Raw genomic sequence first — 21,319 nt, 5'->3', positions numbered from 1 at the left:
ACAGTGCTGCGTATTCCTCTGCGTTTATAGATCAATTTATAGCGAATATCCTTATCCCGTGTTCAATTTTCCATCTGGAGCGAAACATGAGTCATAAAATTGCATTGATTACCGGCGGTAACCGCGGTTTGGGCAAGAATGGTGCGCTGAAACTGGCGGCTAAAGGTGTAGATATTCTTTTCACCTATCGTGGTCACGCGGAAGAAGCGCAGGCCGTGGTGAAAGAGATTGAAGCATTGGGCGCACGTGCGGTGGCGTTACAGCTGGATGTCGGCGACAGCAGCACCTTCGACAGCTTCGTGGCGCAGGTGAAAGAGACACTGCAAAAAACCTGGCAGCGCGACAAATTTGATTATTTAGTGAACAACGCCGGTCACGGTCACTACAAGTTGTTTGCGGAAACCACCGAAGAGGAATTTGATGCGCTGATCAATGTGCATTTCAAAGGGCCTTACTTCCTGACGCAGAAGCTGCTGCCGCTGATTATCGATGGTGGCCGCATCCTGAACATTTCCAGCGGATTAACACGCATGACGTTGCCAGGTTCAGGCACTTACGCCTCGGTGAAAGGGGCGATGGAAGTGCTGACACGCTATCAGGCCAAAGAGCTGGGCGAGCGTCGTATTCGCGTCAATATTCTGGCACCGGGTGCGATTGAAACTGACTTCGGCGGTGGACGCGTGCGCGATACCAAAGATCTCAACGATCACATTGCCTCGGTGACATCGCTGGGCCGTGTGGGTCAACCGGATGATATTGGTGACGCGATCAGCGCCATCCTGAGCGAAGAAACCGGCTGGATCACCGCGCAGCGTATTGAAGCTTCAGGCGGACAGTCGCTGTAATCATGCACGTAGAGTGACGCGGCATTCATGCACGATAAATTGCGGCGCTACGCCATCCTTTGGACGGCCGTAGCGCCGCAATTTATTCCGCGTGTTTGAGATCTCAATCGCGCCGCTACTTAACCATGCAGATGGTCGTAGCGCCGCAATTTATTGCGCGTGTTTTAGATCTCAATCGTCCCGTCAATCACGGTCACTGTCTGGCCACCAATCCAGATGGTCTCACCACTAAAACTCACCTGAATTCGTCCTTCACGCTGGATAGCGCTACCCTGACGTGCGCGATAATCTTCGGTTTTCCCCTGCGCCGCAAAGTAACGTGCCAGACAGGCGTTGGCGCTGCCTGTTACCGGATCTTCGGTCAGGCTGCCGTTCTCAACCAGCAGCGCACGCACCTCGTACTGTTCGCCGCACTCCTCTGGCAACGGGCCAAACAGCGCAGTGCCATTGACGTCGGCATGTTTTTGCAAACGTAGCAGATCCGCTGCGCTGGCCTGCACATCCAACACCGCCTGCGCGCTGTTCATCGGGATCAGCAGCCAGCGAATCCCCATATCGACAATGGTCGGCGTCTGGTGGGGATCATAGGCTTCGCTGTTCAGTGCGCTGCTCATTAACGCGTCATCAAATGGCGTCAGCGTGACGTCGGGTGCGGCGAATGCCAGCGCGCCATCCTCGCTAATGCGCACATCCACCAGTCCAACGCCGCACTCCTGCACGATCTTACCCGGCGTTTTCACTTGCCAGCCCGCTTCCAGCAAGGCGTGAGCCGTGCCCAGCGTTGGATGACCGGCAAAGGGCAATTCCCCTTCAGTGGTAAAAATGCGCACCCGATAATCGGCCGCAGCATCCTGTGGTGGCAGGACAAAGGTGGTTTCCGACAAATTGGTCCAGCGGGCGATAGCGGCCAGTTGGGCGTCACTTAATCCCTCTGCATCCATGATCACTGCCAGCGGATTACCTTTAAACGCTGATGAGGTAAACACATCCATCTGCTTAAACGCGACTTTCATTTTCACTCCTTGCTGGTTGAGGCACTCTGACATCCTGATTTACATCCTGCAGATTGCTTATGTCAGTCAACAGGACTATGAATAGGTTAAGAATTCTGGAATCGGAGTCCGCTATGTTAAAAGTTCTTGGTCGTACTTCTTCAATCAACGTGCGCAAAGTTCTGTGGTTGTGTTCAGAACTGGATCTCGCGTATGAGCTCGAACCCTGGGGTGAAGACCCGCAATCGCTGCACTCGGCGGAATTCATGGCGCTCAACCCAAATGCCATGGTGCCGGTCATCATCGAAGATGACTTCGTGATGTGGGAATCCAACGCCATTCTGCGCTATCTCGCCAACAGCAATGGCGGCGACTGGCTCTATCCTGAAAACCCACGAGCGCGTGCACCGGTGGATCAGTGGATGGACTGGCAAGCCACCGAACTCAATACTTCCTGGCGCTATGCGTTTATGTCACTGGTGCGCAACTCGCCCGCCCATCAGGATCCGCGTTTGCTGGCCGCCGCGATTAAAGGCTGGACGCACACCATGAATATTCTTGACCAGCATCTGCAAAAAACCGGGCGCTACGTCGCAGGACGCAATTTCTCGCTGGCAGACATTCCTGTGGGGCTTGCAGTCAATCGCTGGTTTGAAACCCCGCTGGAGCACCCTGAATTTCCCGCCGTACAGCTCTATTACGAGCGCCTGACCGAGCGTGAGGGCTACACCACCTGGGGCCGCAACGGCAAACCCTGATCCTGTCCCGGTGCCAGGCCTGTGATTTCGCAGGCTAGCGCGCCGGTGCGTTTCAGCGCCCACGTATAACGTTCATCAAACGGGTAACAGCAGGAGAGGCGCAGCGCGTGTTTATAACGATCGCTCAGCGTGTAGAGCGCGCCCGGCGTCACGCAAATCTGCTCCTGTAATAACCGATGGAACATCTCCACGGTATCCACTTTCCCTGGCAACTCCACCCAAAACACAAAACCTCCTTTGGGCAGGGTGGCGCGTGTCCCCTGCGGAAAATGGCGCGCCATGATGCCGCGCGCCGCATCGAGATTGGCGGCATAGCGGCGGCGCAGCGAGCGCAGATGATGATCGTATCCGCCGCTGGCGAGGAATTCGGCGAGGGTTTCACACAGCAACCGCGATTCAGACATCGAAGAGACAGCTTTCAAACGGGCGATGGTCTGATGGAAACGACCGGCCGCGGTCCAGCCCACGCGGAAATCCGGCGCCACGGTTTTGGTAAAGCTGGTGCAGTAAATCACCCAGCCCTCGCTATCAAAGGCTTTCACCGGCGGCGAGAGTGGCCAGTCAAACTGCAACTCGTCATACAGCCCATCTTCCAGCATTGGAACGTGGTAAGTATTCAATAACTTCGCCAGCCGCTTCTTATTCTCCAGTGGCATCACATAGCCGAGAGGATTTTGCGCCCCAGGCATGGCAATCAGCGCCTGAATGCGCTTCTCCTGTAACAACATCTCCAGTGCATCCAGCGACAACCCTTGCTGAGGATCGGTGGGGATTTCCAGCGCTTTCAGGCCCAGTGACGCCAGCAGGGGGAACAGGAAGAAGTAAGTGGGGGATTCCAGCCCAATGCAGTCGCCAGGCTTGGTTACCGCACGTAGCGCTAGCTGTAACGCTTCCATGCAGCCGTGGGTGAGGGTGATCTCTTGCGCAGTCAGATTGATACCGGTGTGCAGACTGCGACGTGCAATCTCCTCCCGTAAGCGCTCACTACCCGGCGGGAGCGCATAGCGCCCGACGATGTCGGGATTGTGCCGTAAAATGCCCGAGGTAATTCGGCCTAAGCGCGCTGCCGGATAAAAGGTGCCATCCTGCGGACAGGCCAAAGAGATATTGGTGTAATCGGCATTATTCTGCGCGGCAAACACCTGCTCAATCAGTTCCAGCTTCTGCGTGCTCGGGTCGTTGATTTTCGCGGGCAGCGGGTTGACCGGACGCGTCACGGCTGGCATCACGCCACGCACGTAATAGCCCGATTGCGGACGCGCTTCAATCAGGCCGCGATCTTCAAGGATTTGCCAGGCATTAAGCACCGTATTGACGCTAACCTGATGCGATTGTGCCACGCGGCGGATGGCGGGCAGCCGTTTTCCCGGTTTCAGCGTGCCCTGATGAATCGACTCGGCAAAGCTATCTGCCAGCTGCTGATACAGCGTTTGACCGGATGAAAGGGGAAGGGACACAAAAGCCTCCGCGTGCGATGGGTACAATCTAAATTAACGTTAACTGTATCCATTACAATAGTGGTTTTGTGTCTCTGTTTCCATCACCCGGTACCCATTAGCATGATGTTAACTTTGGACCATCAGGAAGCGCATCATGCTCGACCCTTCATTCTTCAGCTACGTCACGGTGATGTCGATCACCCCCGGCCCGAACAACCTGCTGCTCGCCACATCGGGCGTCAATTTTGGTTTCAGGCGCACCTTGCCGATGCTGTTTGGCATTCTGGTGGGCTGTGCGATACAGATGCTGTTGGCAAGCATGGCGTTGGATGTATTACTGCACTGGATGGCATCCATTCGTTTACCACTCACGGTGGTGGGATGCAGTTACTTACTCTGGCTGTCATGGAAAATCTTTCGTGCCGCAGCGCCAGAAGCGCGTGAGCGTCCGCGCCCGATGACGCTAGTGGGCGGCATCTGTTTTCAGGCGGTGAATCCCAAAGCCTGGCTGATGGTGACTAACGTGGCGCTGATGTACGCCAACAGCAACGGCGTCATCACAGTATTGCTAGGATTTGCTGCATTGAACTTACCTTGCATCCTGATCTGGGCCGCGATGGGGGATCGTCTGCGCAGTCATCTGCAAGTGGCGTGGAAACGTCAGGCGTTTAACAGTCTGATGGCACTGTCGCTGGTGGCCACCACAGCCTGGATGCTTTACGACGCGGTACTGCTGAGCTGAATTGCAGTGCACCCATAAAAAAGGCCGCTTGCGCGGCCTTATCATTATTCACGGCAATCAGGATTGCCTGGTTACTTCCCCACCACGTGCGCCGTCTCGCGGACTTCGTCGTTCGCCGCGTCTGGCGTAACGATCGGTGCGTAGTCGAGTTGCAGTACGCGGCTGGTTTCCGCCAGAATCTTCTCGGTCAGCGCTACGTCACCGTTCATCTTACGGCCCCAGGTTGGGATCACCGCGCGGATTTTGGTCTGCCACTCTGGTGAACGCATCTGCTCAGGGAAGGCTTTCGCCATCAGTTCCAGCATAATCGGCGCTGCAGTAGATGCCCCCGGCGAAGCGCCGAGCAGGGCTGAAATCGAACCATCTTCAGAGGTCACGACTTCCGTGCCTAAACGCAGTACGCCGCCCTCTTTCTCATCGTTCTTGATGATCTGCACGCGCTGGCCAGCAGTGACTAAACGCCAGTCTTCCTGTTTCGCCTGCGGCACATAAGCACGCAGCGCTTCCATTCGATCGTCATCGCTTTGCAGCACCTGATCGACCAGATATTTCACCAGGTCAAAACTCTTCAGGCCGACCTGCATCATCGGCAACAGGTTGCTGCCGTTCATCGCGCCGAACATATCCAGCAGCGAGCCCTGTTTCAGGAATTTGGTCGAGAAGGTGGCGAATGGGCCAAACAGCAGTACCTGCTTACCATCCAGCACACGCGTATCCACGTGCGGTACTGACATCGGCGGCGCGCCCACGCTGGCTTTACCGTACACTTTCGCCATGTGCTGCTGCACCACTTCTGGATTCTCGGTCACGAGGAAGGAACCGCCCACCGGGAAACCGGCGTAGCCTTTCACTTCCGGGATGCCGGATTTTTGCAGCAGTGGCAACGCCGCACCGCCCGCACCGATAAACAGCTGGCGCGTGGTCAGCAGGCGATTTTCACCGCTGGCCAGATTGTGTAGCGTCACTTGCCAGCGGCCATCGCTCAAGCGCTTGATATCACGCACTTCCTGACGCAGACGTAGGCGGAAATTGGCTTTCTTCTGTAAAGAGGCAATCAGTTGACGCGTCACTTCACCGAAGTTGACGTCGGTGCCCATTTCGGTCCAGGTGGCCGCCACTTTCTGTTTGCTGTCACGGCCATTCATCACCAGCGGAATCCACTGGGTGATCTGGTCGCGATCTTCTGAATAGTTCATGCCACGGAACAGGGTACTTTTTTGCAGCGCCTGGAAACGTTTGCGCAGGAACTCAACGTTATCGTCGCCCCAGACGAAGCTCATGTGCGGCGTACTGTGGATAAAGCTTTTTGGATTGCGCAGGTTGCCTTTCTGAACGTGGTACGCCCAGAACTGACGAGAAATCTGGAACGATTCGTTGATCGCCACCGCTTTTGCAATGTCGATGCTGCCATCCGCCTTCTGCGGCGTATAGTTCAGCTCGGCCAACGCAGCGTGACCGGTCCCGGCATTATTCCAGCCATTGGAGGATTCCACCGCGACATCGTCGAGGCGTTCCACCATCTCAATCGACCAGTCCGGCTCCAGATCCTGCAGCCATGCGCCAAGGGTGGCACTCATCACGCCTGCGCCGATCAGCAGTACGTCGACATCCTTTCGTTCCTGAAGGTTTGCGCTATCCATACCAGCGGCGGCGAGCGCCAGGTTTACCGCAGTAGTACTCATGAGGCGACATCTCCTCTCTCTGTTGACCTGAAGTTCAACAGGTTCGCAGGCGAAACAGCCACGCTTCTTTCGAGCGCGTCGCGCTATTTCTCAAAGGTTAAGACTCAGGTTTAAGTCAGGGGACGATAACGGTTAACTGCACGTTATGCATATGCATTTGAATATAACATTCTCGTATCGGAATTAAACGTTTGTTTATTTTTTAAAGGCCGAAATGATTCAGCATAAGAATTAATCAGCTCGACCCCGCTGTCATAAGGGATTTTTATCCCTTAATCAGAGGGTTATGGTAATGCAGTTGTTGCGATATTGTGAGAGGAATGCACAGGGTAATGTTCGGAGAGTGAGCGGCATCACACTTTAAGTGTATGATTAATATCAATTTGTAGTGGATTGATTTTTTATGCGGTTTTTTATGTTGCGTGATATTTCCCCAGATCGTGTAAAACTAATGTTACATTTCTGTGAGTATTAAATTTTCGCCGCGTCAGACAGTGGTCAGAGGAAAAAAGCATTACGCGGCGGTGGGGATCACTGCTTAGCGAGGCGACGCCATGCAAAGCGGATGACAAAAAATTCAATCGCGCCCAGCAGCAGGAACCACAGGCAAAACACGATAGTGTAGAGCTGATTCAGGTCCTGCAAATGCAGCATCTCCTGAATCCGTCTGGATAATTCCAGGCCGAATTGCGGCGCGGGCAACAGCAGCGCGGAGAGAAAGCCCAGCAGCAGGGTTCCGCCAGGGATAATCAGCGTTTCAAACGGGTTTTTCATCGCAGGTTTCCTATCAATTAGCGCGGGCATTAGCGCATAAAAGCGTGCTGGCGTGCAATCCCTGTGCCGGGTCACCCTAAGAAAATTCTTCTATTCCATCCACTTAGCGTCATAAATAGCGCAAGTTAAGAGTTATAGCCTTTGCTATACTTAAATCCATGATTTTACTGTCTTTTTTTTGGTGATTTTGCGTGCTAGACTGCGCGCACTTTTTCATTACTGAACAATAGATGCGGAAAATCGCTCGCTTGAAGGCATTTTTCGCGGCATTGATTGAAAACCCATGACATTTATCGCAACTCTGATTCTGGCCTTTGGTATGTCGATGGACGCTTTCGCCGCAGCACTGGGCAAAGGCGCGTCGCTGCATCGCCCGAATTTCAAAGAAGCGCTGCGCACCGGCCTGATCTTTGGTGTGATTGAAATGCTGACGCCGCTGATTGGCTGGGCGATTGGCCTGGCGGCCAGTCGCTACATCATGGCATGGGATCATTGGGTGGCCTTTGCCCTGTTAACCGTTCTTGGCGGCCGCATGATGATGGAAGGTTTCCGTCAGACGGCGGATGAACCCTGCGAAGCACCACAGCGTCATGGCTTTATGGTCTTAGCATTGACCGCGGTGGCTACCAGTCTTGATGCGCTGGCGGTGGGCGTCGGCCTGGCATTCCTGCAGGTGAATATTGTGCTTACCGCGCTGACCATTGGTGCCGCTACCACCATCATGGCCACGACTGGCGTGATGGTGGGTCGCTTTATCGGTCCGGTGATGGGTAAATGGGCTGAAGTGCTAGGCGGACTGGTACTGATCAGCATCGGCTGCACCATTCTGAATCAACATCTCAACCTCTTCGGCTAACTCGGGCATCAGCATTAACCCTCTTTTTTGTGATCTGGCTCAAATTTATTTGCGTGAAAAACGCGCGTTAGTTATACTTTTCGCGTAATTCTTCAACAAATTTTGAGCCAGGTAGCCAATGAAACGCTTCTTCCGTTACGTGTTCCGTACCTATGTTGAGACCTTCAAGCATGTACCGCCCGGTGCGCTGAACTAAGTACGACAAATACCCTCGATAATCGCGGTCAGGGAACGACCTGTGGTTATCAATGATTTTCTTATCTCTCCCATCTATTTATTCCTCGAATCTACCTCCTATCAATGGTTTAGTGCCACTAACCATCAGTTTTGGATCTGGCTATAGCCTGATGTTATACCCCGCTACCAAACAAGCATTCGTCACCTCTTAACCCGCATGGAATAGTCGATTCAGACCCTCTAACCCGTCTGAAACGAGAAACATCATGCTGATCCCACAACCCTATTTATTGTTCCTTGGCGATGTCACCGACCCACTGGCTGCTAAAACCGCACGCGGCATTCACGTCTGGCGCCCAGAGCAGTGCGTTGGTGAAATTAAACTGCCTGGCTGCACCGTTAGCTTAGGTCTGGACGTGCTCGATATCGTCACGGCGAAAGAACGTGGCGCGAAAACGCTGGTACTGGGCACCGCCAATGCCGGTGGTTATCTGCCGGAGCACTGGCTCGATACCGTTAAAGGTGCGATCAAAGCAGGCATGAACGTGGCGAGCGGCTTGCACCATCGCCTGGTGGATGAGCCAGAGCTGGTGGCGTTAGCCCAGGAGTTTGGCGTTGAGCTGTTTGACCTGCGCCATATGCGTCCAAAACTGAATGTTGGCAGCGGTAAAAAGCGTACAGGTAAGCGTGTACTTACTGTCGGTACGGACTGCTCAGTTGGCAAGATGTACACCTCGCTGGCGCTGGAAGCGGCAATGCGTGAACGCGGTATGAAGGCGGATTTCCGCGCCACCGGGCAAACCGGCATTCTGGTTGCTGGTGAAGGCATCGCGATTGATGCGGTGATTGCCGATTTCATCGCCGGTGCTGTAGAAGCCCTGTCACCCGCCAATGATGCTGACCACTGGGATATCGTTGAAGGTCAGGGCTCGCTGTTCCATCCTTCTTATGCGGGCGTCAGCATGGGCCTGATTCACGGTGCGCAGCCGCACTGGCTGGTGATGTGTCACGAAATGGGCCGTCCGCACATGCGTCATTTACCGCATCAGCCGATGGTGAGTTTGAAAGATTGCGTGGAGGCCAACCTGCGCGCGGCCGATGTCACCAGCGATAATGTGCAACTGGCCGGTTTTGCCATCAACACCTCCAACTACAGCGAAGAAGAAGCTCGCGCCTATTGTGCGGAAGTTAGCGCCGAATTCGGCGTGCCGGCCACCGATCCGGTGCGTTTTGGTATCGCGGATATCGCCGCCCTGCTGCAGGAGCGTGGCTAAGATGCGGCGCATGCAGATTGAAGTGCTGGAGCTGCCTCTGGCGCGTCCTTTCGCTATTTCGCGTGGCACGCGTACCGCCGTCACTGTCATTCGCGTCACGCTGGAGCAGAACGGCTTTATTGGTCGTGGCGAGTGCACGCCGACACCGCGTTACGATGAAACACCAGATAGCGTCGAGGCGCAGCTGGAAGCGATGCGTAAGGATGTCGAAGCGGGCTTAAGCCGAATCGATCTGCAAAGCCGTTTATCTGCCGGTTCAGCGCGTAATGCGCTGGACTGTGCGCTGTGGCGTCTTGATGCCGCACTGGCGAAGCAGACGCTGTGGCAGCAGTGCGAACGCACTGCACCGCCATCGGTGATCACCGCCGAAACGTTAAGCCTCGACTCCATCGAAAACATGGCAGCTGCCGCCGCTGACGCGGTATCGCGTGGTGCCATCCTGCTGAAAATCAAACTGAATCGTGAAGAGATTTTAGAGAAGGTGGCGGCCATCAGAAAGGCTGCGCCACGTGCCACCTTGATCATTGACGCCAACGAAGCCTGGTCGGGCGTCGATCTGCAAAGCCTGCTTATCGCGCTGCAAGCGTACAACATCGCCATGGTTGAACAGCCGCTGCCTGCCGGACAAGACCAGGATCTGCAACGGTTTAACCACCCGATCCCGGTGTGCGCCGATGAGAGTTGCCACACGCGTGAAGACATCGCCGAGCTGCGTAATCGCTACGAGATGATCAACATCAAGCTGGATAAGTGCGGCGGCCTGACCGAAGCCTTAGCGATGGTCGAAGAAGCGCAAAAGCTGGATATGCGTCTGATGGTCGGCTGCATGCTGGGCTCCTCACTCGCAATGGAAGCTGCGCTGCCGGTGGCGATTGCTGCAGAACACGTGGATCTCGATGGCCCCATCTGGCTGGCCGCCGATAGCTCACCCTTCCTTTCCTACGCTCAAGGCCGAATCTGGCTGTAACCGCAAGAGGCAACGATGACGGACACTTTACTTACCCCCAACGCCGCCAGCGTTGCCGGTCCCGCGCCGGTACTCGCGATACAGGATCTTAGCGTCTCGTTTCGCGGCCGCAGCGGCGTAAATCAGGCACTGAAAGGCATCAGCTTTGCCATTTATCCCGGTGAAGTCGTCGCCGTTGTCGGTGAAAGCGGCTCGGGCAAATCGGTCACTTCGCTGGCGGTGATGGGCCTGCTGGCCGCTTCAGGCCGTATCGATCGCGGCAGCATGCAGTTCCGCGATCGTCAGGGTAAAGCCCACACGCTGGAAACGCTGGATGAAACCCAACGCCGCACCTTGCGCGGGCGCGAAATGGCGATGATTTTTCAGGAGCCGATGACCTCGCTCAACCCGGTACTGCGGGTGGGCGATCAGTTGACGGAAGCACTGCGTGACCATCAGATGTGCGACAAAGCCGCTGCGGATGCGCGTGCGCGGGCACTGCTGCGCCAGGTGCGCATCGCCGATGTCGATCGCGTGCTGAAAAGCTACCCGCACTCGCTGTCGGGCGGCATGCGCCAGCGCGTGATGATTGCGCAGGCGCTGGCGTGCGATCCACAGCTGCTGATTGCCGACGAACCCACTACCGCGCTGGACGTCACCGTGCAGGCGCGCATTCTGCACATCCTGCGCGACCTGCAACGCGAGAAGCAGATGGCAGTGCTGTTTATCACCCATGACATGGGCGTGGTGGCGGAAATTGCCGACCGCGTGGTGGTGATGCTGCGCGGCGAAGTCGTGGAACAGGGTACGGTCGCGGACATCTTCAACGCGCCACAGCATCCTTATACCAAAGCGCTGCTTGCTGCTGTGCCGAAACTGGGCGACATGCGTGAACAATCCTGGCCGCAGCGCTTCCCACTGTTGGGTGCCACTCAGCCCGCCGATAGCGGTGAACAGCGCACCGCCCGTTATGACGAAACGCCATTGCTGGATGTGCGCGGTTTAAAAGTCTATTACCCGATTCGCAGTGGCATCTTTTCAGCCCTGACCCATCAAGTGCATGCGGTGGAGCAGATCGACTTCAGCCTGTGGCCGGGTGAAACCCTGGCGATTGTGGGTGAGAGCGGCTGCGGCAAATCCACTACCGGCCGCGCGCTGATGCGCCTGATCAAGAGTCAGTCTGACAGCATTCATTTCCAGGGCAATGAAATCGCTAATCTGAAAGAGGCGGAGTTTCAACCGCTGCGCCGCGAAATCCAGATGGTATTTCAGGATCCCTACGCCTCTTTAAACCCGCGTCTGACCGTGGGCTTCACCATTGCCGAGCCGCTGCTGCTGCACGGTCTGGTGAAATCGCTGGAAGAAGCCACGCCGCAGGTTGAAGCCTTGCTGAAAAGCGTTGGTCTGTTGCCCGAACATGCCACGCGTTATCCCCATGAGTTTTCCGGCGGCCAGCGCCAGCGTATTGCGATTGCCCGCGCCATGGCCTTGAAACCGAAAGTCATCATCGCCGATGAGGCCGTCTCGGCACTGGATGTCTCGATCCAGGCGCAGGTGGTGAACCTGATGATGGACCTGCAAAAGCAGACTGGTGTCGCGTGGATTTTCATCTCGCATGACATGGCGGTGGTGGAGCGTATCGCTAACCGCGTGGCGGTGATGTATCTCGGCCAGATTGTCGAGCTTGGCCCGCGTCAGTCGGTGTTCAACCAACCGCAACATCCCTATACCCAACGTCTGCTGGCCTCGGTGCCGGTGGCCGATCCACAGAACCGTCAGACCCGTACTTTCGAAGATAGCGAAATTCCTTCGCCGCTGCGCAAGTTGGGCGAAACGGTCACCAAACCCCGTTATCGCCAGGTTGCACCGCAACACTGGGTCGCTGACGACATTGCATCGCGCTAACGCTCAATACCAGGAGATTTCATGAAAACCCTTTTTCGCCGTTCGTCACTGGCTTTTGGCTTGACCCTCGCGCTGGCTGCCGCCGCGCAGGCGCAGGATCTGCGTATTTCGATGTATGCCGATATCACCGGTCTCGATCCACACGATACCTCGGATAACGTCAGCTATTCGGTGCAGAGCGGTATCTTTGAACGCCTGTTCCAGTTCGATGCGCAGATGAAGCTGCAACCCTGGCTGGCGACCGGTTATACCAATAACGACAACGCCACCGAATTTACCCTGACGCTGCGTAAAGGCGTCACTTTCCAGGACGGCACGCCGTTTGATGCTGAAGCGGTCAAGGCCAACCTCGATCGCCTCGCCGATCAGACCAAAGGCCTGAAGCGCAACAGCCTGTATAAGATGATTGCCAACGTCACGGTGCTGGCGCCGGATCAGGTGAAAATTGACCTTAACCAATCCTTTGGTGCTTTCATCAACACCCTGGCACACCCGTCAGCAGTGATGTGGAGCCCGGCGATCCTCAAACAATACCCAGAGGAAGCGCAGCTGCGCCTGCATCCAGTTGGCACCGGTCCGTTCAAGTTTGTTGACTGGCAACCGGGCAAGGCCGTTTCACTGGTGAAGTACGATGGCTACTGGCAGAAAGGCTGGCCGAAGGTGGATAAAGTGACCTTCTCGCCAAGTCCGGAAGATGCCACGCGCGTTGCCGCATTGAAATCAGGACAGGTGGATGCGATCTGGCCGCTGCCGTCGGATCTGATCGCGACTGTGCAGAGCGACAGCAAATTAGCGATCCAACGCGATCCGAGTATTTATCTCTACTACATGGCGATCAACACCCAGCACAAACCATTGGCGGATGTGCGCGTGCGTCAGGCGATCAACTACGCCATCGACCGCAATCTGTGGCTGAAAGTGGCGTTTGCTGGCATGGGTAAACCCGCTTCATCCGCGATGCCGGAAGGGGTGCAGTTCTACCAGAAACAGAGCGAACCGAATTATCACTACGCCCCGGATGAAGCCAAAGCCTTGTTGAAAGCTGCCGGCTATCCGAACGGTCTGGATCTGAAACTGTGGACCACCAACACCACCGCCAGCGTGCGTGCGGCGCAGGTGCTGAAAGCCCAGCTGGCAACGGTGGGTATTCGCGCCACGGTGACGCCAATGGATTCCGGTACCCGTAACGCCAAGCTGTGGGGCGTTAAGGATCCTAAAGCAGCCGAATTCGACCTCTATTACGGCGGCTGGTCAACTTCGACCGGTGATGCGGACTGGGCGCTGCGCCCGCTGTATGCCACCGAATCCTGGGTACCGACCTCGTATAACGTTTCGTACTTCAGCAATCCGGATGTGGATAAAGCCATTGCTGGTGGGTTAGCCACCGCCGATCCGGCTAAGCGCGGTGAAGCCTATGCGGAAGCCCAGAAAATACTGTGGAAAGATGCGCCCGTCGCCTTCCTCGGCACGCCAGATAACCTGGTGGGCAAGCGCAGCAACCTGACCGGCGTATCGATGCTGGCAGATGGCAACTTCCTCTACACCCAGGCGGCATTTAAGTAAGGCAGGGCGTTAATCCCTCACCCTAACCCTCTCCTGCAAACGGGAGAGGGCGTCCCCAATTTAAAGGAAGCGCATGTTCGCATACATCATTCGTCGGCTGCTGGAGATGATCCCTGTCCTGCTGGTGGTCTCGCTGCTGGTGTTCGGTTTTATTAAGCTGCTACCCGGCGATCCGGCGCGCATTTACGCCGGTCCAGACGCCCCGATCGAAGCGGTCGAAGCCGCGCGCCAGCATCTCGGACTCAACGATCCGCTGCCGCAACAATACGTTAACTGGATCGGTGGGCTGCTACGTGGCGATCTCGGCGTCACTTACCGCACGCAACAGCCGGTGCTGCAAGTGATCAAACAAGGCTTTATGCCAACCCTGTGGCTGGCGCTGGCGGGCTTTGCCTGGTCGGTAATCCTCGGCCTGTTTCTCGGTGTGCTGGCCGCACTGAAGCGCGGTAAATGGCAGGACTGGACATTGATGAGCGTCGCCGTCGGCGGCATCTCAATGCCCACTTTTTGGTTGGGTCTGTTGCTGATCCAGTTCGTTGCCATGCCCTTTGGCCTGTTCTCGGTGAGCGGGTTCAACAAGGCCAGCGACATTATTCTGCCCGCTATTACGCTCGGCTCTTCTGTAGCAGCCGTAATGGCGCGCTTCACTCGTTCCGCCTTCCTCGAAGTGGCGCAGGAAGATTATGTGCGCACTGCCAAAGCCAAAGGGCTGCGCAATCGGCTGGTGACGTGGAAGCACGTAATGCGTAATGCCCTGATCCCCGTGATCACCATGCTCGGCTTGCAGTTCGGTTTTCTGCTCGGCGGATCGATCGTGGTGGAGAGCGTCTTCAACTGGCCCGGTTTGGGCTGGCTGTTGATCGAGTCGATCAAAGCGCAAGATCAGCCGGTGATTCAGGCGCTGGTGATGCTGTTCGTGTTTGAATTTATTGTGATTAACCTGCTGGTGGATCTGCTATATGCCGTGGTCAATCCAGCCATTCGCCTGCGACAGGAGTCGTGATGAGTACAGAATCTCTCTCTGCCGCAACACCACAAACCATCCGCTCGCCGTGGCGCGATTTCCTGCACGCCTTTGTGCGCAATCCGCTGGCGCTGGTCTCCGGCGGTTTTGTATTGCTGCTGGTGATTGTGGCGATCTTCGCGCCCTGGCTGGCACCGTGGGATCCGATGGCACCGGACTGGATGGCCTTATCATCACCCCCTTCAGCGGCACACTGGATGGGTACTGATGATCTGGGACGCGACCTGTTGAGCCGCATCATCTACGGTGCACGCATCTCGCTTTACGTCGGCGTACTGTCGGTGACGCTGGGCATGGTGGTAGGCGTGCTGCTCGGCTTGCTGGCGGGCTATTACGGTCGCTGGATTGACATGCTGATCATGCGCGGTTCCGACGTGCTGTTTGCCTTTCCCGGCATGCTGCTGGCGATTGCAGTGGTGGCGATTCTCGGTCCGGGACTGAATAACGTGATTATCGCCGTGGCGGTGTTCAGCGTGCCGGTCTTTGCCCGCATCGTGCGCGCCTCGACGCTGTCGCTCAAACAGGCTGCGTATGTCGAAGCGGTGCGCTGCGCCGGTGCGCCCGATCGCGTGATCCTGCTGCGCCACATTCTGCCCGGCACGCTCTCCAATGTGATTGTCTATTTCACCATGCGTATCGGCACCAGTATTCTAACGGCAGCGGGCCTCAGCTTTATTGGTCTGGGCCCGGAACCGGATGTGCCGGAGTGGGGAAATATCCTGGCGATGAGCCGCAGCATGATGATGGGCGGTTTATGGCACGTCAGCGTGTTCCCCGGCCTGGCAATTTTCATTACTGTGCTGGCGTTTAACCTGCTGGGTGATGCGCTGCGCGATACGCTCGATCCCAAACTGAAGAGCTAAACATGGATTTTCAACAACTGCAGCGCGATCTACTGCTGCAACGCTGGCGCACTGAACGCCAGCTCGGGCAACCACGAAGTGCTTGTGGTGCCACCAATCGCATCAGCGATGTGCCCGGCGTGCGCGTAGGTCATCACACGCTGGCAGACGGTGAGAGACAAACCGGTGTGACGGCGATTGTGCCGCCGGGCGATAACCTGTTTCTCAAGCCGTTACCCTGCGGCGCGGCGGTCTTTAATGGCTTTGCCAAGCCCGTCGGGTTGGTGCAAATCGAAGAGTTGGGCGTGCTGCAAACGCCGATCTTGCTCAGCAACACGCTGGCAGTCGGCACGCTGTTTACCACACTGGTGCGTGACGCCATCAGCCGTAACCCGGAGTTGGGTCGCAGTTTGCCTACCGTCAATCCGCTAGCGCTGGAGTGCAACGACGGCTGGCTGAATGACATTCAGGCGCTGGCCGTTACCGAAGCCATGGCGCAGGATGCGCTCGATTCGGCGCAGGCCGATTTCGCCCGTGGCAGCGTCGGTGCCGGACGTGGCATGAGCTGCTTCAGTTTGAAAGGCGGGATTGGCAGCGCATCGCGCTTAATTCCGTCACTGAATGCCACGTTGGGCGTGCTGGTGCTGGCTAACTTTGGGGCACTGAATGCGTTAACGCTGGATGGTGTGCGACTTGGTGAAATGATCGGACCGCTGCTGCCAGAGCTGACGCCGCAGCGTGATGCCGGCTCCATCATCATTATCATGGCCACCGATGCGCCGCTGGATGCGCGCCAGCTTAAGCGTATCGCTAAACGCGCCGGTGCCGGATTAGGCCGTTTAGGCAGTTATTGGGGACATGGATCAGGCGATATTGCCGTGGCGTTCTCCACGCAAACGCAACCAAACCCGCCGGAAGATGCGGCACTGGAACCGCTGCTTGCCGCCGCCGCTGATGCCACTGAACACGCGGTGCTGGATGCGCTATTAAGTGCCGAAGCGGTCACTGGTTATCGCGGCCATCATCGTCCGTCGCTGACGCAGGTGCTGGATGAATTGGCCAAACCGTAGGGCCGCCATCGGTTTTACTGCCCATGACAGGATTGCCACTTAGGGTACCTCTCTCATCAGCATCTGAGGTCAGCTTAAAAGCGGCCTGTGACGCACTGTTCCCCGTAGGGTCGCCATTTATGGCGACCGTGTTCCAACCCGCACGGAATTTGCCTGACTTATGAAAATATTCATCTCTGCTGACATTGAAGGTATCGCGGGCGTGATGCGTCCGGAACAGTGCTCCCCCGGCCATGCGGAATACCAGCTGGCACGTGGACTGATGGAGCAGGAGGTCAACGCCGCTATCGACGGCGCGTTTGCCGGCGGAGCCACCGAAGTGGTGGTGGCCGACAGCCATGCGCAAATGACCAACCTGCGCGCAGAAAACATCGATCCGCGTGCGCGCATGGTGCAAGGCAAGCCGCGTGGGTTATCGATGGTAGAAGGCATTGAGCAGCAGCCCTTCGATGGCCTGTTCTTTATCGGCTATCACAGCGCGGCGGGCGAACCCGGAGTGCTGGCGCACACCATTAACGGCCGTGCTTTTTGGCGCATCCATATCAACGGCAAAGTGATGGGCGAAAGCGACATCTACGCTGCCGCCGCCGCCGAACAGGGCACACCGCTCTGGCTGGTGAGCGGGGACGATCAACTGCAAGGCTGGATCACCGAACACTATCCGTCAGTGGATTACGTCTGTGTGAAACGCGCGATTTCCCACACCTGCGCGGAGTCCATTAGCCCGCAAGACGCACAAAACGCCATTCGTGCCGCCGCTACTGCGGCGGTACAGCGTGCGCGCCAGGTCAGTACCACGCGTTTGACCGCACCTTATGAGATGCAGTTACAAGCCAGCAAACCGGTGCTCGCGGATTTGTTCAGTCTGATTCCCGGTGTAACGCGCATTGATGCGGTGACCGTGGGTTATCGCGCCGAGCAGATGGGCACATTGATCAGCCTGCTAAGTGCATTCTCCTATCTGGCGAGTACGCAGTCGTAATGTTGGTGCGCATGAAGGCGCACCCTACAGATGCTCGCAGGGTTGCCGTGGATGGCAATCAATAGATCAGCAATCACGTATCAACGCTTAGGCACATTATTGGCAGGTCGTACCGCATTTCCTGCTGGCTTTTGGTAACCTGCGCGCAATTTATATATAACAACGAGGCAGTCATGCAGCTCTGCAGTTTTTATCTTATTGACCAGGAAAGAAAAAGTTACGGAATCGTGCGGGAAGAGGGCGTGATTGACGTCGGTTCACGCCTCGGCGCGGCATGCCCGGACCTGAAATCTTTGTTACAACGCGGCGCAGTCAGCGACCTGGAAGCCTTTAGCTCACTGCCGGCTGATCACCCGTTCAGCGCAATTCGCTTTCTTCCGGTAGTGGAAAATCCTGGAAAAGTGTTCTGTGTCGGCATGAACTACGTGGACAAGCGTAAAGAGTTTGCCGAGACTATTGAAGCGCCGACGCTGTTTGTGCGTTTCGCGGATTCCCTGGCGGGGCATGAGCAGCCGTTGTTGAAACCGGCCACCACCCAGGAATTTGATTACGAAGGCGAACTGGCCGTCATCATCGGTAAGCCGGCCTATCAGGTTAAAGCGGCCGATGCGCTGCAACACGTTGCCGGTTACAGCTGCTTTATGGATGCCACCGTACGTGACATGCAGTTCACCTGGTTTACCGCCGGAAAAAACTGGCAGCAGACTGGCGGTTTTGGTCCGTGGATGACCACCTCAGATGAGATCCCCGATCCGCAGCAGTTGGCGATCAAAACCTGGCTGAATCAGCGTGAAGTTCAGAACGACACCACCGCCAGCATGGTGCATCCGGTGGCGAAGATTATTGAATACATTTCGGCATTTAGCCCGCTGTCAGCAGGCGATGTGATCATCACCGGTTCACCGGGCGGCGTTGGAAAAAAACGCACGCCACCGCTGTTTATGTTTCCCGGCGATGTGATTGAAGTCGAGATCGAAAAGATTGGTCGTCTGCGCCACACAGTGGTTTAAAGAAAAAAAGCTGCCATTTATAAAAATGGCAGCTTTGACAGATGTGTGTTGAATTGACCAGACGACGACCGCTTAGCGCGTAAATCTCACTACGCGGCTGCGATTGAGCACCAGCCGCACCTTGTCACCTTCACGCGCGATCACAAAACGTTTCTCCCAGGGGCCATCCTGCGCGGTGGCGAGCACGCGATCGCTGCCCAGCGATTGCAAACTGGCATGAATCGCTGCCGGACCGATGCCCATTACCAGGCGATCGCCCTCAATCACCATTTCGCTGCGCCAGGCATGTGCAAACCAGCGGCCTTGCAGATGCTCAAGGCTGGCGCTGTCCGCCTCTACCGGCACAAAACGGCGTGGAGCATGACCAATCTCACCGACAATCGCTTCACCATCATGGCGTAGCTTGATCGGGAAAGTGCTGGAGAGCGACACTGCATCGCCATGAGGATCGTCGCGCCACAGCGTTTCACCGGCACCCAGCCAGGTCGCGGTCACACCCTGAATTTCCAGCCAGTCGGCGGCGTTTTCTGCCACGTATAAGCCCGGCGTCAGGTCGTGCCCTTTTTCCGGCAGCGTGCGATTCAGCAGCGCCGCCATCACCCGCAGTGCACTTTCTGAGGTCGCCACATCTTCACGGTTGGCAACAATCGCCACGCCCAGCTTCAGCTCCGGATGCAGCAGGAAATAGCTTTTATAACCCGCATGCGAACCGCCGTGACCGAACAGCGTCTGGCTGCCCAGCGTGGAACTGGTGATACCCAGCCCGTAGCCGCTGGTACGGCCGTCATTGAGATGGCGTGGCGCGCTCAGGCGTTGCAGCACGCCCGCGCCGGGTCCGCTGTCCGCCAGCAGACTTTGCAGCCAGCGCGTCAGATGATTGACGCTACCGGTCACACTGCCCGAGGCGGAAAGGTGTAATCCAGCGCTGGAGAGCTGCCACTGCGCGCCGTTTTGCCAGTAACCCGGCACCAGTCCCGGCACGATATCGAACCAGGTTTCCGGCGCGACCAAACTGATATCCAGCGGCTCGCAGATATATTGCTGCAGCAGATCGTTGAACAGCACACCTTTGGCTTTCAGCGCCTCTTCCACCAGGCGGTAGCCGGTATTGGTGTATGAAATCTCGCTGCCGGGCGGATAGCTGAGATCGCCTTCCTGTGCGACAAAATCCAGCAGATCAGCAGCGCTGGTGGCGTTGTACACCGACAAGCCGAGCAGCGACAGGGTTTCACGCACGTCGGGCAAGCCGCTGCTCATGTCCAGCGCCTGGCCGACAGTGATCTGGCCGTTGGCGCCTGTAAGCTGCGGCAGATGCTGCACCAGCTTATCGTCGAGTTGCAGATAGCGACGGCCCGGCCCGGTGACCAGCGCGGCAAACAGATGCTTGGTAATCGAGGCAAAACGCACCACGCTGTCGGCGCTAAACGGCGTTTGTTGCGCCAAATCGGCCAGACCGGCACAGTGTGTCGAGTGAATATGATGGGCATCAAACAGGACTATCGCACCACCCGGTGCGCTGGGCTGCTGCCAGCCTTGTGTTATCTGCTGCGCCACCTCGGCGGCCTGTTGCCAGTTCGCGGTCATACTGGTACCTCCAGCGTCATGCTGAGATCGAAAAGTGGTGCGATATCAGCAGACTGTTGCCCGTTCGCGGTCATGCCGGTTCCTCCAGCGTCATGCTGAGATCAAACAGTTGAGCGGTATGCGGATGCTGGATGCGCCGCGCGCGTAAATCCTCCGCGCTCAGCTGCTCCACCATCTCACCGTGCTGCATCACCCCAATGCGCTGGCACAGATGGGTCACCACCGCGAGGTTATGCGTCACCATAATGTAGGTGAGTTTGCGCTCAGTGCGTAGATCGCTGAGTAAATTCAGGATTTCCGCCTGCACCGACACATCCAGCGCCGAAGTGGGCTCATCCAGTAGCAGCACTTCCGGCTCGGCAATCAACGCGCGGGCAATCGCCACGCGCTGACGCTGACCGCCCGAAAGCTGATGCGGATAACGGAAACGCACAGCGGCCGGTAAGCCGACTTCGCTCAGCGCCTGGCTGATGCGCTGTTCCGCGCGATCCAGTTGATGCACCAGCAGTGGCTCATGCAGGATGCGGTCGATGGTCTGACGCGGATGCAGCGAACCAAACGGATCCTGAAACACCATCTGCACCTGGCGATAGAACGCGCGGCTGCGTTTGGCGCCCAGTTCCATGCCGCCAAATTTCATGCTGCCTTGCCACTCAGCATTGAGTCCGGCGAGGGCGCGCAGAATGGTGGATTTGCCTGAACCACTTTCGCCGACCATGCCAAAGCTTTCGCCGTTGGCGACCGCGAAGCTGACGCCTTTCACTACCTGATGCGCACCAAAGGCGATGCGCAGGTTATCGATTTCAATCATGAAGCTGCCTGTAAATTCTGTGCGTTCGTTGAACGGTACGCAT

General features: G+C 56.8%; 20 protein-coding genes. 14 read left to right on the top strand and 6 right to left on the bottom strand.

From position 1 onward, the window contains the following. Positions 1–86 precede the first annotated feature (86 nt). Positions 87–845 carry an SDR family NAD(P)-dependent oxidoreductase gene (locus AC6I8L_RS19160; RefSeq protein WP_058960697.1) on the top strand — a complete coding sequence of 253 codons (759 nt, stop codon included), beginning with the start codon at positions 87–89 and terminating at the stop codon, positions 843–845. A gap of 164 nt (positions 846–1,009) precedes the next feature. Here the strand turns inward: AC6I8L_RS19160 and AC6I8L_RS19155 are convergent, their stop codons facing one another. Then, positions 1,010–1,858: a PhzF family phenazine biosynthesis protein gene (locus tag AC6I8L_RS19155; protein ID WP_058960696.1), complete on the bottom strand. Its 849-nt coding sequence runs from the start codon at positions 1,856–1,858 to the stop codon at positions 1,010–1,012. 113 nt (positions 1,859–1,971) lie between these two features. On the opposite strand from AC6I8L_RS19155, the gene AC6I8L_RS19150 reads away from it, so the two are divergent. Next, positions 1,972–2,595, top strand: a complete 624-nt coding sequence (locus AC6I8L_RS19150) for a glutathione S-transferase family protein (RefSeq protein ID WP_038644142.1) — start codon at positions 1,972–1,974, stop codon at positions 2,593–2,595. On the opposite strand, the gene AC6I8L_RS19145 is transcribed toward AC6I8L_RS19150, so the two are convergent. Continuing rightward, on the bottom strand, positions 2,562–4,052 hold the full coding sequence (locus tag AC6I8L_RS19145) for an aminotransferase-like domain-containing protein (protein ID WP_058960695.1): 1,491 nt from the start codon (positions 4,050–4,052) through the stop codon (positions 2,562–2,564). The two genes, AC6I8L_RS19150 and AC6I8L_RS19145, sit on opposite strands and share 34 nt — an antisense overlap. A gap of 136 nt (positions 4,053–4,188) precedes the next feature. Here AC6I8L_RS19145 and AC6I8L_RS19140 point away from each other — a divergent pair, with 136 nt between their 5' ends. Continuing rightward, positions 4,189–4,776 (top strand): LysE family translocator, encoded by a 588-nt coding sequence (locus tag AC6I8L_RS19140; RefSeq protein ID WP_058960694.1) that lies wholly within the window; start codon positions 4,189–4,191, stop codon positions 4,774–4,776. 71 nt (positions 4,777–4,847) lie between these two features. Here the strand turns inward: AC6I8L_RS19140 and mqo are convergent, their stop codons facing one another. Further along, positions 4,848–6,458 carry a malate dehydrogenase (quinone) gene (gene mqo, locus AC6I8L_RS19135; RefSeq protein WP_058960693.1) on the bottom strand — a complete coding sequence of 537 codons (1,611 nt, stop codon included), beginning with the start codon at positions 6,456–6,458 and terminating at the stop codon, positions 4,848–4,850. 531 nt (positions 6,459–6,989) lie between these two features. Then, the gene (locus tag AC6I8L_RS19130) at positions 6,990–7,232 is read right to left on the bottom strand and encodes a DUF1158 domain-containing protein (protein ID WP_058960692.1); all 243 of its coding nucleotides are present in this window, start codon (positions 7,230–7,232) and stop codon (positions 6,990–6,992) included. 283 nt (positions 7,233–7,515) lie between these two features. On the opposite strand from AC6I8L_RS19130, the gene mntP reads away from it, so the two are divergent. The 11 genes from mntP to AC6I8L_RS19075 all read left to right on the top strand — a co-directional run bounded on the left by mntP (position 7,516) and on the right by AC6I8L_RS19075 (position 18,881). Continuing rightward, positions 7,516–8,088, top strand: coding sequence for a manganese efflux pump MntP (mntP, locus tag AC6I8L_RS19125; protein ID WP_058960691.1), 573 nt, complete (start codon positions 7,516–7,518; stop codon positions 8,086–8,088). Between the two features lie 118 nt (positions 8,089–8,206). Continuing rightward, positions 8,207–8,284 (top strand): stress response protein AzuC, encoded by a 78-nt coding sequence (gene azuC / locus AC6I8L_RS19120; protein ID WP_153012298.1) that lies wholly within the window; start codon positions 8,207–8,209, stop codon positions 8,282–8,284. Positions 8,285–8,531: 247 nt separating this feature from the next. Continuing rightward, entirely contained in the window at positions 8,532–9,539 is a 1,008-nt protein-coding gene (gene dgcN, locus AC6I8L_RS19115) for an N-acetyltransferase DgcN (RefSeq protein WP_058960690.1), read from the top strand. Position 9,540: 1 nt separating this feature from the next. Then, positions 9,541–10,506 (top strand): N-acetyl-D-Glu racemase DgcA, encoded by a 966-nt coding sequence (dgcA, locus tag AC6I8L_RS19110; RefSeq protein WP_058960689.1) that lies wholly within the window; start codon positions 9,541–9,543, stop codon positions 10,504–10,506. 15 nt (positions 10,507–10,521) lie between these two features. Next, entirely contained in the window at positions 10,522–12,390 is a 1,869-nt protein-coding gene (locus AC6I8L_RS19105) for an ABC transporter ATP-binding protein (RefSeq protein ID WP_058960688.1), read from the top strand. Between the two features lie 21 nt (positions 12,391–12,411). Beyond that, a complete protein-coding gene (locus tag AC6I8L_RS19100; protein ID WP_058960687.1) occupies positions 12,412–13,953 on the top strand; it encodes a glutathione ABC transporter substrate-binding protein in 1,542 nt (513 codons plus the stop codon). Positions 13,954–14,026: 73 nt separating this feature from the next. After that, entirely contained in the window at positions 14,027–14,956 is a 930-nt protein-coding gene (locus AC6I8L_RS19095; RefSeq protein WP_045814153.1) for an ABC transporter permease, read from the top strand. After that, positions 14,956–15,840 carry an ABC transporter permease subunit gene (locus AC6I8L_RS19090; protein ID WP_034819962.1) on the top strand — a complete coding sequence of 295 codons (885 nt, stop codon included), beginning with the start codon at positions 14,956–14,958 and terminating at the stop codon, positions 15,838–15,840. Before AC6I8L_RS19095 ends, AC6I8L_RS19090 begins: the two co-directional genes overlap by 1 nt. Positions 15,841–15,842: 2 nt before the next feature. After that, positions 15,843–16,889 carry a DmpA family aminopeptidase gene (locus tag AC6I8L_RS19085; protein ID WP_058960686.1) on the top strand — a complete coding sequence of 349 codons (1,047 nt, stop codon included), beginning with the start codon at positions 15,843–15,845 and terminating at the stop codon, positions 16,887–16,889. Positions 16,890–17,049: 160 nt separating this feature from the next. Continuing rightward, a complete protein-coding gene (locus tag AC6I8L_RS19080) occupies positions 17,050–17,871 on the top strand; it encodes a M55 family metallopeptidase (protein ID WP_058960685.1) in 822 nt (273 codons plus the stop codon). Positions 17,872–18,044: 173 nt separating this feature from the next. Continuing rightward, positions 18,045–18,881, top strand: a complete 837-nt coding sequence (locus AC6I8L_RS19075) for a fumarylacetoacetate hydrolase family protein (RefSeq protein WP_479399789.1) — start codon at positions 18,045–18,047, stop codon at positions 18,879–18,881. A 72-nt stretch (positions 18,882–18,953) separates the two neighbouring features. Here AC6I8L_RS19075 and AC6I8L_RS19070 read toward each other — a convergent pair whose 3' ends face one another. Then, positions 18,954–20,465, bottom strand: a complete 1,512-nt coding sequence (locus tag AC6I8L_RS19070; RefSeq protein WP_058960684.1) for a serine hydrolase domain-containing protein — start codon at positions 20,463–20,465, stop codon at positions 18,954–18,956. A gap of 70 nt (positions 20,466–20,535) precedes the next feature. Then, positions 20,536–21,276 (bottom strand): ABC transporter ATP-binding protein, encoded by a 741-nt coding sequence (locus tag AC6I8L_RS19065; RefSeq protein ID WP_034819947.1) that lies wholly within the window; start codon positions 21,274–21,276, stop codon positions 20,536–20,538. Positions 21,277–21,319 lie beyond the last annotated feature (43 nt).

The organism is Type-E symbiont of Plautia stali, assembly GCF_059731115.1.
Note: the sequence above shows the minus strand (reverse complement) of the source record. Positions and strands in the feature narration are given on the sequence as shown.